At 40.8% G+C, this 12,530-nt stretch carries 13 protein-coding genes; 3 read left to right on the top strand and 10 right to left on the bottom strand.

Annotation, left to right across the window (positions count from 1 at the left end; genetic code table 11):
• The first annotated feature begins 74 nt into the window (after positions 1-74).
• Genes rfbA through rfbD form a run of 3 tightly spaced genes read left to right on the top strand, consistent with a single transcriptional unit; the run spans position 75 to position 2,330 of the window.
• A complete protein-coding gene (gene rfbA, locus NXT09_RS14895; RefSeq protein ID WP_039550995.1) occupies positions 75-944 on the top strand; it encodes a glucose-1-phosphate thymidylyltransferase RfbA in 870 nt (289 codons plus the stop codon).
• A gap of 1 nt (position 945) precedes the next feature.
• On the top strand, positions 946-1,482 hold the full coding sequence (rfbC, locus tag NXT09_RS14890; protein WP_039550993.1) for a dTDP-4-dehydrorhamnose 3,5-epimerase: 537 nt from the start codon (positions 946-948) through the stop codon (positions 1,480-1,482).
• On the top strand, positions 1,479-2,330 hold the full coding sequence (gene rfbD / locus NXT09_RS14885; RefSeq protein WP_268580169.1) for a dTDP-4-dehydrorhamnose reductase: 852 nt from the start codon (positions 1,479-1,481) through the stop codon (positions 2,328-2,330). Before rfbC ends, rfbD begins: the two co-directional genes overlap by 4 nt.
• A gap of 82 nt (positions 2,331-2,412) precedes the next feature.
• Here the strand turns inward: rfbD and cpsG are convergent, their stop codons facing one another.
• Genes cpsG through NXT09_RS14835 form a run of 10 tightly spaced genes read right to left on the bottom strand, consistent with a single transcriptional unit; the run spans position 2,413 to position 12,516 of the window.
• A complete protein-coding gene (cpsG, locus tag NXT09_RS14880; protein WP_268580168.1) occupies positions 2,413-3,783 on the bottom strand; it encodes a phosphomannomutase CpsG in 1,371 nt (456 codons plus the stop codon).
• Positions 3,784-3,788: 5 nt separating this feature from the next.
• Entirely contained in the window at positions 3,789-4,535 is a 747-nt protein-coding gene (locus tag NXT09_RS14875) for a glycosyltransferase family 2 protein (protein WP_268580167.1), read from the bottom strand.
• A gap of 1 nt (position 4,536) precedes the next feature.
• Positions 4,537-5,940, bottom strand: coding sequence for a mannose-1-phosphate guanylyltransferase/mannose-6-phosphate isomerase (locus NXT09_RS14870; protein ID WP_268580166.1), 1,404 nt, complete (start codon positions 5,938-5,940; stop codon positions 4,537-4,539).
• A 9-nt stretch (positions 5,941-5,949) separates the two neighbouring features.
• Positions 5,950-6,408 (bottom strand): GDP-mannose mannosyl hydrolase, encoded by a 459-nt coding sequence (locus NXT09_RS14865; protein WP_268580165.1) that lies wholly within the window; start codon positions 6,406-6,408, stop codon positions 5,950-5,952.
• A gap of 1 nt (position 6,409) precedes the next feature.
• Positions 6,410-7,372 carry a GDP-L-fucose synthase gene (fcl, locus tag NXT09_RS14860; RefSeq protein ID WP_268580164.1) on the bottom strand — a complete coding sequence of 321 codons (963 nt, stop codon included), beginning with the start codon at positions 7,370-7,372 and terminating at the stop codon, positions 6,410-6,412.
• A gap of 2 nt (positions 7,373-7,374) precedes the next feature.
• On the bottom strand, positions 7,375-8,484 hold the full coding sequence (gmd, locus tag NXT09_RS14855) for a GDP-mannose 4,6-dehydratase (RefSeq protein WP_268580163.1): 1,110 nt from the start codon (positions 8,482-8,484) through the stop codon (positions 7,375-7,377).
• Positions 8,485-8,503: 19 nt separating this feature from the next.
• Positions 8,504-9,784 carry a glycosyltransferase gene (locus tag NXT09_RS14850; protein ID WP_268580162.1) on the bottom strand — a complete coding sequence of 427 codons (1,281 nt, stop codon included), beginning with the start codon at positions 9,782-9,784 and terminating at the stop codon, positions 8,504-8,506.
• Positions 9,784-10,812 carry a glycosyltransferase gene (locus NXT09_RS14845; protein WP_268580161.1) on the bottom strand — a complete coding sequence of 343 codons (1,029 nt, stop codon included), beginning with the start codon at positions 10,810-10,812 and terminating at the stop codon, positions 9,784-9,786. Before NXT09_RS14845 ends, NXT09_RS14850 begins: the two co-directional genes overlap by 1 nt.
• Positions 10,813-10,834: 22 nt before the next feature.
• Positions 10,835-12,028, bottom strand: a complete 1,194-nt coding sequence (locus NXT09_RS14840; protein WP_268580160.1) for a glycosyltransferase — start codon at positions 12,026-12,028, stop codon at positions 10,835-10,837.
• A complete protein-coding gene (locus tag NXT09_RS14835; RefSeq protein WP_268580159.1) occupies positions 12,025-12,516 on the bottom strand; it encodes an acyltransferase in 492 nt (163 codons plus the stop codon). The genes NXT09_RS14840 and NXT09_RS14835 overlap by 4 nt, the downstream gene beginning before the upstream one ends.
• Positions 12,517-12,530: the final 14 nt, after the last annotated feature.

Raw genomic sequence — 12,530 nt, 5'->3', positions numbered from 1 at the left:
TCTGGTGAGGTAGAGTGATATACTAGAACAACTATTTAAAGATAATTTTTAACGAAATAAAGGCGGAGTTATTGATGAAAGGGATCGTCCTTGCAGGGGGAAGTGGTACTCGGCTATATCCGATTACTCGCGGCGTTTCTAAGCAGCTACTGCCGATTTACGATAAACCCATGGTTTATTATCCGATTTCCGTTCTTATGCTCGCCGGTATTTGTGACATTTTGATTATCACCACGCCTGAAGATATGCCAGCATTTCAGCGCCTCTTGGGTGATGGTAGTCGTTTTGGTATCAAGCTTAGCTACGCGATTCAACCCAGCCCTGATGGACTTGCCCAAGCTTTTATCATCGGTGAAGAATTTATCAATGGGGAACGCTGTGCGCTGGTACTCGGTGATAATATTTATTTCGGCCAGAGCTTTGGTAAGAAACTTGAATCCGTGGCGGCAAAAGAAGAAGGCGCAACGATCTTCGGCTACCAGGTCACCGATGCCGAACGTTTTGGCGTTGTCGAATTTGATCAGGATTTCAGGGCGCTGTCGATAGAAGAAAAACCAGTAAAACCGAAATCGAACTGGGCTGTCACTGGGCTCTATTTCTACGATAAGAATATTGTAGAAATGGCGAAGCAGGTCAAACCGTCACACCGCGGCGAGTTAGAAATCACCACGCTTAATCAGATGTATCTAGAGCAAGGCAATCTAAATGTTGAACTATTAGGTCGTGGTTTCGCTTGGTTGGATACTGGCACGCATGACAGCCTGATTGAAGCGTCACAATTTATCCATACCATCGAGAAGCGCCAGGGGTTTAAGGTCGCCTGCCTTGAGGAAATCGCCTTTAAAAAAGGCTGGATAACGGCCCAGCAAGTTGCCGAGGAAGCCGCTGTCATGGCGAAGACTCCTTACGGACTTTATCTCTCACGATTGATTGCAGAAAAATAAGATGCAGATTACCGATTCAAAAATTCATGGGGCAAAAATCATTCAGCCCAAAGTATTTGGCGACGCTCGTGGTTTTTTTCTGGAGACCTTCGAGAAAAAGCGTTATCAGCAGATGCTGAATATTGATGTAGACTTTGTTCAGGATAATCATTCTCGGTCAAGTAAAGGTGTTTTACGCGGTCTGCATTTTCAGAAAACCAAACCACAAGGGAAGCTGGTACATGTGGTTCGCGGAGAGGTATTTGATGTCGCCGTGGATATTCGTCCGGGCTCTCCAACATACGGAGTATGGGAAGGCGTTATCCTTTCGGAAGAAAACAAAACCCAATTTTGGTTACCACCAGGGCTAGCACATGGCTTTGCAGTGCTTTCTGACATCGCTGATTTTGAATATAAATGTACGGATTATTACGATCCCAGCGATGAGGGCTGCTTGTTGTGGAACGATCCTGAGGTTGGTATTGAATGGCCAATATCAGCCCCGCTGTTATCCGAGAAAGATAAGTTAGGTAAATTATTCAAGGATCTAGCAAAATGAAAATATTACTGACAGGTGCGAATGGGCAATTGGGTCGCTGTTTTCAGGATCGCCTTCCCGCTCACTGGCAAATATGGTCAACAGATGCTAGCGAACTTGATATCACTGATTTAAAACAGGTTGAAGCGGCTATAGTGCGTTATCAACCAGACGCGATTGTTAATGCAGCTGCCTATACCGCCGTTGATAAAGCGGAATCAGAACCAGTATTGGCAGAAAAGATAAATGTCACCGGCCCCCATAATTTGGCTAGCGTAGCGCATGAACAGGGAATCCGCTTCGTACATATCTCAACGGATTATGTCTTTGATGGAACTGCCACGACGCCCTATGTTGAATCCAGTACCACAAATCCCTTAAGCGTATATGGTAAGACAAAACTGGCTGGTGAACTGGCAGTCATCAGCGCTGCACCAGAGTCCATCATCGTTCGTACTGCTTGGGTGTTCAGTGAATACGGCAATAATTTCGTTAAGACGATGCTGAGGTTGGCAAAAGAACGTGATGCATTAAGCATTGTTGCCGATCAAAAGGGGTGCCCAACTTATGCAGGGGATTTAGCGCAGGCGACGATTTCTCTTCTTGAGAAAAATGCGGAAAGCGGGATTTATCACTATTGCGGTGATAAAGAAGTTAGCTGGTATGAGTTTGCCAAAACCATTTTTGAAATGGCAAAACAGCAAGGCGTTATTGATAAAATGCCACAGGTGACTGCGATCGCGACGGAACACTACCCTACCCCAGCACATCGACCTCAATACTCTTCATTATCGTGTAAGAAAATCGAGAAGTTGGCAATAAAACCATCAGACTGGGTTGGTGCGTTGTCACACGTCCTGCCACGTTGAATAGAAGACCTGCTTTAATATAAAAATAAAGCAGGTCTTAATTTATTTCTAATCTGCTTATATTGCGATTAGAAACAACTGTTCACTGCCGTAACAGACTCAGAATTGCATCTGTTTTCTCAACCATCAAAGCGTTATTAGCTTTAGATTCTACGTTTAAACGAACAACGGGTTCCGTATTAGAAGAACGAAGGTTGAAGCGCCAGTCTTCAAATTCCAAGCTGATACCATCAGTCTCATCAATAGATAACGCTTCCGACAAGTACGCAGATTTAACACGTTCTATCGCTTTAGCAGGTTCGCTTAACGTGGAATTGATTTCGCCAGATGCCGGATAAGCCTGCATCCTTTCACTTACCAGATCTCGTAGGCTTTTATCTTTTACACAGAGCAATTCCGCGACCAATAGCCAGGGAATCATTCCAGAATCACAGTATGCAAATGAGCGGAAATAATGGTGGGCACTCATTTCGCCACCATAGATCGCATCTTCTTGTCGCATCCGCTCCTTAATAAAGGCATGCCCTGTCTTTGACATAACCGGTGTCCCCTGATGGGAATTGACTATATCAATGGTGTTCCAACTTAGCCGAGGATCATGGATGATTTTTGCACCGGGCTCTTTTTGAAGAAAAGCGTCGGCTAACAGGCCAACGATATAGTATCCTTCGATAAATTCGCCAAGATGGTTAAACAGAAAGCAGCGATCAAAATCACCATCAAACGCAATCCCCATATCTGCTGAATGCGCTATCACGGCATCAGAAGTATCTTTTCTGCATTCAGGCAAAAGTGGATTGGGAATACCATTCGGAAATGAGCCATCCGCTTCGTGGTGTATCTTGATAAAGGTTACAGGCACATTTAATTTATTGAAGCGTTCCTCTAGGGCGTCAATAACATGACCTGCTGCACCATTACCACTATTAATAACAAGTTTCAACGGCTTGAAATTATCTGGTTTAATGTAGCCCATTAAATGTTCAATGTAATCTTCAAGTACAGAAATCTTAGTGTAGCTACCACGGGAACCTGGCGGGACGGGGGAAAAATTATTTTTCTCAGCCAATAATTGTATATCTCGTAACCCCGTATCGCCGCTGATAGGCTTGGCGCCACGACAAACCAGTTTCATTCCATTGTAATCAATGGGATTGTGGCTTGCCGTTACCTCAATACCACCATCAACTTCAAGATGGAAAGTCGCGAAATAGACCTCCTCGGTCCCGGATAAACCGATGTCGAGCACTTGGACACCCGCATCCATCAGCCCATCAGCCAAAGACAATTTTAGGCTCTCACTTGTCAAACGCACATCACCACCGACAACAACACGCTTAGGCTTGAGCAACTCCCCATAAGCACGCCCAATACGGTAGGCAACGTCATTATTTAATTCGCTATCTAGACGACCACGAATATCATAGGCCTTAAAACAAGTTAACTTTTCCATATTTATCACTTCTTAAAAAACTGAGGTATTTTAGATAAGTTCTTTCCTGCAACAGCACTTAGCCAAGGTAATTTATTATTTTTCATCGCTTTAACATCCTCTTTTGTTTTCATAATCATATTGGACAAAGAGCGATTACTCACACCACCGACCCTCATATTAATAATGACTTTAGGCACGTAATTTACCGTTACTTTATGAATCCAAAGATAACGCAGTAAGGAATCATAATCGGCCGATATCTTATATGACAAATCAAAAGAGCCAAAGCGCTGATAGCAAGAACGTTTCATATAAAATGTTGGGTGTGGAGGCATCCACCCCAGCTTCATTTTCTTTATATCAAACACACCGCTTATCCATTTCCTAACAATAACATTGCTATCGACTGTTGATATATAATTCAAATCGCCATACACGGCATCAGCATTTGATACACGCATGGCATCAACGATATCCGCTACTGCATCTGGATAAGCAAAGAAGTCATCTGAATGAAGGAAACCTATGATATCGCCAGTAGCAGACAATATCCCTTTATTAAGAGCATCATATATTCCTTTATCTGGTTCACTTATAATAACCGACACTCTACTACAGCTATCTTTAATTAAAGATAACGTATTATCCTTAGAGCCGCCATCAATGATAATATACTCTATATCAGGATAAGTCTGCGCATTTAATGACTTTAACGTATCAGATATCGTCTTAGCACTATTGTATGTGGCAGTAATAATACTTACTTTCATTTTAATACCCTACACTAATCGTGCCGACACGCAGTACGTCATCCTCACCCAAATAAGCACCGCTACGAACCTCTATAATTTCCAACATCACTTTCCCGGGGTTTTCAATAGCGTGTGATGTACCAATTGGTATATAAATAGACTCGTTCTCTGATACTAGATGTACTTCATCACCTTTATGTACTTTAGCTGTCCCTGAAACAACGACCCAGTGTTCAGCCCGGTGATAATGGAGCTGCGTCGCCGTTCTTTCTCCTGGTTTTACGACAACCCGTTTGACATGATAACGCTCTCCTTCCGCGATTTGATCATGGGATCCCCATGGGCGGAAAACCTCGCGATGCTGTAAGTATTCGCAGCGCTCAGAACGTTTCAATTTCTCGACTATAGCCTTAACATCTTGGACGCTATCTTTATTTGCCACTAAAACGGCATCTTTCGTCTCAACAACAATAAGATTATCAATACCCACCGTTGCGACGAGTTTATTTTGAGAGTAGATATAACTACTACTTGTTTTCTCAGTTAACACATCGCCACGAATCGCATTTCCATTCTTATCTTTTTCTGCAATGTCCCATAAGGCGGACCATGATCCCACATCACTCCAGCTTGCATCCATCGGGACGACCACGGCATCGCCCGTTTTTTCCATAACGGCGTAGTCAATGGAGTCATCTGGGCAAATGTGGAAAGCCTTACTATCTAACCGAATAAAGTCTAAGTCTTTATTAATGCCTTCGATCGACTTACTACATGCGTTGTATATTTCAGGACTATGGCATTCTAGCTCTTTCAAATAGCGAGATGCTTTAAACATAAACATACCGCTATTCCAGTAATACTCACCCGTATCCAGATAGTTTTGAGCACTAACTGCATCTGGCTTCTCGACAAAAGAAGCCACGGTAAAAGCACTCTCAATCGATGAGCCTCTGCGAATATACCCATAACCGGTTTCAGGCCGATCGGGCACGATACCGAAAGTCACTAACTTACCTTTTGATGCATGTGTAATCGCTGACGACACTGCAGCGACAAATGCATCTTCATTTTGTATAGCATGATCGGCAGCCAGAACCAGTAGGATCGGGTCATCACCATTTTGAATAGCCTGCAGTGCAGCCAGAGCAATAGCGGGAGCCGTATTCCGTCCTACAGGCTCTAAAATAATCCCGCTATGTTTTATGCTTTTTTGTCGCAGCTGCTCAGCGACAATAAACCGGTGTGCCTCATTACAAATAAAAAGAGGCGACTTATGTTCTATATCATGCAATCTCATTACAGTGTCTTGCAACATTGTTAAGTTACTGATTAAAGATAGAAATTGCTTTGGATATAATGTTCGTGACAGAGGCCATAAGCGAGAACCCGAGCCGCCGGCCATAATAACTGGTAAAATCATAAACCACCCTTATTTCAAGAAATAATTCTTAGTATTTTCATGAACGTCTGGACTTGACAGCAATTGGTCAATTTCAAACCAGTTATAATTATCATGTTGTTTATTCGGAAGCTGAGATAAATCAATATCAAGATTTAACTTGTAGGCAAGAACAACATAATGGGTAGAAAAATCATCGCCAGAAAAATTATCTGTATAAAAGTGTTCATAGGGTGCAATGAAATCTGCTGAATTAAATGTTGCATGTACATTTAATTCATCTAATGCCAACCGCGTGAAAGCACTGGAAATGGTCTCATCTTTCCGTATTCTTCCTCCGGGAACAAACCAGTAATTTTTTGCAGGAAGGTTAAGTCGTTTTCCTAGCAAAATATGACCATGTTTATTCTCAACAACAAAATCGATAGATATCAGAGGCGTCTTTTCAACAATGGTCTTAAACAGATTTCTTTCCAGGAACTCTGCCATATTATTTCCTAAAAGAATTTTGATTAGCCAAAAACCAATGATATGTTTTTGACAACCCTTCTTCTAACTCCACTTTATACTGCCACCCTAATTTTTTTAATCTGGAGACATCCATTAATTTTCTTGGCGTGCCATCAGGTTTGCTAGCATCAAATACAACTTGTCCTTGGTATCCGACAACCTTTGCCATTGTGTTAGCCATTTCACTGATCGTGCAGTCAACACCTGTCCCGACGTTGATATGCGATAACATAGGATCGGTATAAGAGTCATAGACATCTTTATCCAATTCCATGACATGAATTGAAGCTGATGCCATATCGTCTACAAACAAAAACTCTCGCATCGGTTTACCGCTGCCCCATACTACAACTTCAGGGGAGTTTAAAACTTTAGCTTCATGAAAACGGCGCATTAATGCCGGAATAACATGAGAATTTTCAGGATGGAAGTTATCATTTTCGCCATAGAGATTAGTTGGCATTACGCTGCGATAATCTCTGCCATATTGTCGGTTATATGACTCGCATAATTTTATTCCGGCAATCTTGGCAATAGCATAGGGCTCGTTTGTTGATTCCAGAACACCTGTCAGTAAAGCCGATTCCTTCATCGGCTGTTCAACAAGTTTAGGATAAATGCATGAAGAGCCTAAAAAAAGCAATTTATGCACACCTGACTGGTGTGCATAATTTATGATATTGCTTTCAATCATTAAATTTTCATAAATAAATTCTGCAGGATAAGTATTATTCGCGTGAATACCACCCACTTTCGCCGCAGCAAGATAAACTTCATCAATATGCTCTTCGGCAAAGAAATTTTTAACTGCGTCTTGTGATAAGAGATCCAACTCATCGCGCGTGCGGACGACTATCTCGATATCATTTCTGGTCTGGAGTTGTCTCACAATTGCAGAGCCGACCATACCCCGATGGCCAGCAACATAAACGCGTTTTTTCATTCTTATCTCTCCACAGAAATAGATACGTCAAATCCGTGTTGCTTGAGTAAGACATGCTGTTTCGCGTTATCCAGATCTGAAGCAACCATTTCGGCACACATTTCATTTACAGTGATTTCTGGAACCCAGCCCAACTTCTCTTTTGCTTTTGCTGGATCACCCAGAAGCGTTTCAACTTCTGCCGGTCTAAAGTAACGTGGGTCCACTTTGACAATAACATCACCGACTTTAACCGCAGGCGCGTTATCTCCCGTGATTGCTTTTACAGTAGCTATTTCATCAACACCGCTACCGCTAAACTCGAGCTCAATTCCTGCTTCTAATGCAGACATACGCACAAATTCACGCACCGTAATTTGGTAACCCGTTGCAATGACAAAATCCTCTGGGTGATCTTGCTGCAACATAAGCCACTGCATGCGAACGTAATCTTTAGCATGACCCCAGTCACGCAATGAGTCCATATTTCCCAAATGCAAACAAGACTCCAGGCCCTGAGAGATATTGGCAATAGCGCGAGTTATTTTACGAGTAACAAATGTCTCACCACGACGAGGAGATTCATGGTTGAAGAGAATGCCGTTACATGCATACATCTCATATGATTCACGATAGTTTACCGTGATCCAATATGCATATAGTTTCGCTACAGCATAAGGCGAGCGAGGATAAAATGGCGTAGTTTCTCGTTGAGGAATCTCTTGAACCAAACCGTAAAGCTCAGATGTTGATGCCTGGTAAAAACGCGTCTTTTTCTCTAACCCATTAATACGAATCGCCTCAAGAATACGCAATGTGCCAATAGCATCAACATCAGCCGTATATTCAGGTGATTCAAAAGACACAGCGACATGCGATTGAGCACCGAGATTATAAAACTCATCGGGCTCAATTTCTTTAACAAGACGAACCAGGTTAGAGGTATCCGTCAAATCTCCATAATGTAAATGAAGATTCTTACTATATTCATCACTAATATGATCAATACGTGTTGTATTGTAAGAGGATGCCCTTCTTACAATCCCATGAACTTCATAACCTTTTTCTAAAAGAAACTCAGCCAAATAAGAACCATCTTGACCAGTAATACCACTAATAATTGCCTTTTTCATGTATATTCCTAATAAAAAACTATTTCACAAGGTTATTTAGCTTCTTGCTATTGACTTCATTAATTAATGAAAAATAATTTTCACTGACAACGCTATAGGAGAAATTTTCTACAACAAAATCTCTACCCAAACGCCCCATACTTTTCCTTTCTTCTGTTGAAAGGAAAAACATATCTTTTATAGCGCTGGCAAAAGCATAAGTATCAAACGGCTCAACAGTAAATCCCGTACGTCCATTTATAACAATATCTTTCAGGCCAGATGTTTCAAAACAGACCACTGGCGTTTCACTAGCCAAGGCTTCAGCTGCGACTTGTCCGAAGGATTCAACAAGAGATGGGATCACGGCGCAATCAGCTGCCGAGTAAAGCGCAGATAACGCTGTGGGGTCAGCAATATGACCAACCCATGAGCATGAAAAGCCCGAAAACACTTCCGATGACTTTTCTGCACTGCCAAAAATTATAAAACGAATTCGTTGACTATCGCTGTCTGATATCAACGACTTTAAATAATTCAAAGATTCTTCAAGCTGCTTTCCGCCTTTGATCGGATTTTTATTGCCGCCAATCGCGCCAAAAACAATCAAAAAGTCATCTTCGGAAAAACCCATTTTATTTCTAAATTCATTACGTTCTAGCGCACTCAATGGCTTAAAAATATCAATATCTATTGGATTAGGCAGTAATCTAATATCAGCATCTTTTAATATTTGGCTTTTTTTAGCTCTGTCAAGCATCCACAACGAAGGAACAGTATAAACAATATCCTTTCTTTTACTCAACGCTCTCTTTTTAATTTTCCAAATATAAAAAGACCAATTTACTCCCTTAACGCCTTTTTTGAAAAATTTATATCCATTTATAAAATCAAGATCCAATCCTTCACTGCCATTTTTACAATCAGGATCAACCTTAACGTAATGCTCAACACCGCAATACAGCCATTCATCGTGTAACGTAAAGATCGAATTTTGCGGGACTTTATCAAGATCAAAAACGCTCAATGTATCATTGTTTATCCAGTGAAAATGATGAATGTCATTGGCGTAATTAAAAGAATCGACGACAGGGTTATAAGAAAAAAGATTAAGGGAGTGTTTTATTGGATTATTATCAAATTGCATCTTAACGAGGATGAAAGAGATTATTCTTTTAAAAAAAGACCATCTCCCAGAGTTATCCTGATTGATAAAATCAACCCCGACTCCATTTTCTAAAAGTAAATGACCAAATTTTTTCGCTGCAATTGCAGCCCCCCCCTTAGATAAGGAGAAGGAAATCAGTTTTACTTTAATCATTAGTAATATGACTCTATTTGTTTTTTATTAATTTCACTAAAATTTATCATTGAAGTATTTGAACAAAAAACATCATATCGCTCACTCATTTCCGATATAGCATTGCTTAGTGAGGCTGTATTATTAGCGCTGAAAACTATTCCTGCTTTATAGGCTTCGACGAGATCCTGCCCACATCCCACTTTATCTGAACAAATGACAGGTAAACCATATACCAGCGCTTCCTCAGCAACCAGTCCCCATGGTTCAGATGTTGAAGGGAAAATAAAAACATCGTGCTCCACAAAAATAGAATTTAGTTCAGAATTATTAACATATCCTTTGAACTGAATATTCTCACCAGCCTTGCGTTCTAAACTTTCTCGCTGTGGGCCATCGCCAACAATGGTCAATGACAACTCCGGGCGCTTGCAGAAAAAATCCAAAAGAAAATCTAAACCTTTTTCTTCAGATAATCGACCAACATACAAAAATCGGCCACGGTAGGTATGCTTATCATGTTTAACATGACTATCCATAGCGTGATTGTTCAGCCCCACGCCATAGGTCGTTATAATCTCACCAGGAAAAGACAGCGACTCAATAAGTTCTCTATGGGGCGCCCCACTACAAAAAGCCGTTGAGATTCGACTTAGAAACAGCTTTTTAATTTTACCTTTTAATCCAGAAACCTGACTCTCATAACGAGTAGATTCGATCACAACGGCGTTTTTCTTGCGTGGACTAGTGAAGGCGATCCCCCAAAACTCAATGAGATCCCAGCCGCCTATGACAATTTTTTTATACTGGACCGATCGCAGTAATTTCAATAACTGAAGCAAAGAGGAATATTTCCGTCTTAATTCGAAACCGCCTTGATTAATGAATTGATATTCGAAATTCATTGTACCTTTAATAAAATCGTCATTTCTTATTTCAGAACCGCTAGAAATAAATAAAACAAGAATCTTTTTGTTTTTTGCGATCTCGTTATAAAGGTTTATTTTATAAAAAGCAGGAAGATGAGTAACAAATATTATGTCATACATAAAAACACCTGGCATGAGATAGTCAAGAATTACGAAAAATAAAAGCCATCAGTTTATTACTTGCACATTCAGGTGCCAGCAAATTAAGAACATTACTTTTCCCTTTCTCAGCAGTTTTTCCAGACCAAGCCATATCATGTATCACGTTATCAAAAGCATTTATAATTTCGTCTTCTGAATCTGTACTCAAAAAAATAGCACCATCATCACCCAATACTTGACGAACATCACTGATATTCGTTGATATGACCAATAAGCCAGCATTTGCATACTCGACAACTTTAGATGGAAACGTTGTATTAGCAAGGGCTCCACTTATTGGCTTCAATGCAAGTCCGATATCGCAATTTACCAACAGCTCATGATAGTCAGAGTTACTCAGTCTTCCATGGACACGGACAGTGGGAACCCCCCCGTCGTTCATCAAATCTTTGAAACTCTGTAAAGATGGACCTTGCCCAGAGATCTCAAACTGAATGTTACGCCAGCGTAGATTATCTGAATCGGCACGCATCAAGCGGATAGCGTTGGATAATCGTTCTGCACCCGTGTCTTCAGATAAGGAGCCGGATAATAAAATAGATACCTGATTCCCATCAAATGCGGTATTTTCTCTTAATACAGGGCTAACGGTGCCATAATAACAAGTCGTATGTTCTATTTTGGTCATCGAAGATAATGCAGAGCAAGCCAACATTGCGCCATCTTTGCAAAAAGTGTCGTAGATCCAAGGGACTATAGACTTAACTTTATTCTTTAATGATTTATCTTCATTAGCAACAACCTCTCCATCTTCAATATCTATGATTCTTTTTACTCTAAAGATTACTGAAACAAAGAGACTTAAAATATAAGCAGGTAAACGATTATAGAAAATGACCGCTTTATCCGAGTATCCACCTTTAGCGATAGAACAGGCAGTAATAATAGCTAAATAAAGGAAAGTTAGTAACTCGGAAAAGAAACGAATATGGGTAAAAGGTAGATAGGTAATATTTACATTACCATTTTTTATTTTTTTAAGATTATAAAATTTAAAACGCCCATCTGCCCTTCCTCGTCCCATGCTAATAATGTCAACATGTACATGAGTATCAGCTAACGCATCAGCAAGCATAAATACCTTTCTGGATGCTGCCGGGCTATCTGTCGTTATATTTCTTTCATTTCTAACCACATCATCAATAGCATTACAAATGATAGTAATTTTCTTCATGGCAAAATACGTTTAACCTTAGCGGGCACACCAGCAACTAAAGAATTTGGAGGAACATCATCAGCGACTACAGATCCAGCAGCAACAATAGCGCCTTTTCCTATTGTAACACCACCCAATATGATTGCTCGTGCACCAATCCAACATCCCTCTTCCACAGTAATTGAGGCCGCGATACCTTTACCAGCCCTTCTTTCACTACCACCAATTTCATGTGAGCCAGTAATAAAACTAACTTCATGGCCGATATCGCAGTTGCTCTTTACAGTCACAGTAGCCAGTACATTAGAATATATTCTGACATTAGGGCTTAGCCAAACATCGTTCCCTAAAAACACCTCTCCATTACCGTAAATCCCCCCCCCACCGCAATAACACACGTTATCACCAACATGAACTTTAACAAGTTTGAGGAGAAATCGCCTTAAAGAGAAAAAACGAGATGTCGGGAGGATGCTATGCAACATCCTAACAAAGAACCTAAACATACCGCTCCTTTTTA

Origin of the sequence: Pectobacterium jejuense, assembly GCF_026800125.1 — a bacterium.
Taxonomy (GTDB): domain Bacteria; phylum Pseudomonadota; class Gammaproteobacteria; order Enterobacterales; family Enterobacteriaceae; genus Pectobacterium; species Pectobacterium jejuense.
This window is presented reverse-complemented; position numbering and strand designations above follow the sequence as displayed.

What these genes read in the sequence shown, in the direction of transcription:
- NXT09_RS14850 (WP_268580162.1), bottom strand. Translation starts at nt 9,784, where the DNA reads ATGATTAAAGTAAAACTGATTTCCTTCTCCTTATCTAAGGGGGGGGCT.
- NXT09_RS14870 (WP_268580166.1), bottom strand. Translation starts at nt 5,940, where the DNA reads ATGATTTTACCAGTTATTATGGCCGGCGGCTCGGGTTCTCGCTTATGG.
- NXT09_RS14875 (WP_268580167.1), bottom strand. Translation starts at nt 4,535, where the DNA reads ATGAAAGTAAGTATTATTACTGCCACATACAATAGTGCTAAGACGATA.
- NXT09_RS14840 (WP_268580160.1), bottom strand. Translation starts at nt 12,028, where the DNA reads ATGAAGAAAATTACTATCATTTGTAATGCTATTGATGATGTGGTTAGA.
- rfbA (WP_039550995.1), top strand. Translation starts at nt 75, where the DNA reads ATGAAAGGGATCGTCCTTGCAGGGGGAAGTGGTACTCGGCTATATCCG.
- rfbC (WP_039550993.1), top strand. Translation starts at nt 946, where the DNA reads ATGCAGATTACCGATTCAAAAATTCATGGGGCAAAAATCATTCAGCCC.
- NXT09_RS14865 (WP_268580165.1), bottom strand. Translation starts at nt 6,408, where the DNA reads ATGGCAGAGTTCCTGGAAAGAAATCTGTTTAAGACCATTGTTGAAAAG.
- rfbD (WP_268580169.1), top strand. Translation starts at nt 1,479, where the DNA reads ATGAAAATATTACTGACAGGTGCGAATGGGCAATTGGGTCGCTGTTTT.
- NXT09_RS14845 (WP_268580161.1), bottom strand. Translation starts at nt 10,812, where the DNA reads ATGTATGACATAATATTTGTTACTCATCTTCCTGCTTTTTATAAAATA.
- fcl (WP_268580164.1), bottom strand. Translation starts at nt 7,372, where the DNA reads ATGAAAAAACGCGTTTATGTTGCTGGCCATCGGGGTATGGTCGGCTCT.
- cpsG (WP_268580168.1), bottom strand. Translation starts at nt 3,783, where the DNA reads ATGGAAAAGTTAACTTGTTTTAAGGCCTATGATATTCGTGGTCGTCTA.
- gmd (WP_268580163.1), bottom strand. Translation starts at nt 8,484, where the DNA reads ATGAAAAAGGCAATTATTAGTGGTATTACTGGTCAAGATGGTTCTTAT.
- NXT09_RS14835 (WP_268580159.1), bottom strand. Translation starts at nt 12,516, where the DNA reads ATGTTTAGGTTCTTTGTTAGGATGTTGCATAGCATCCTCCCGACATCT.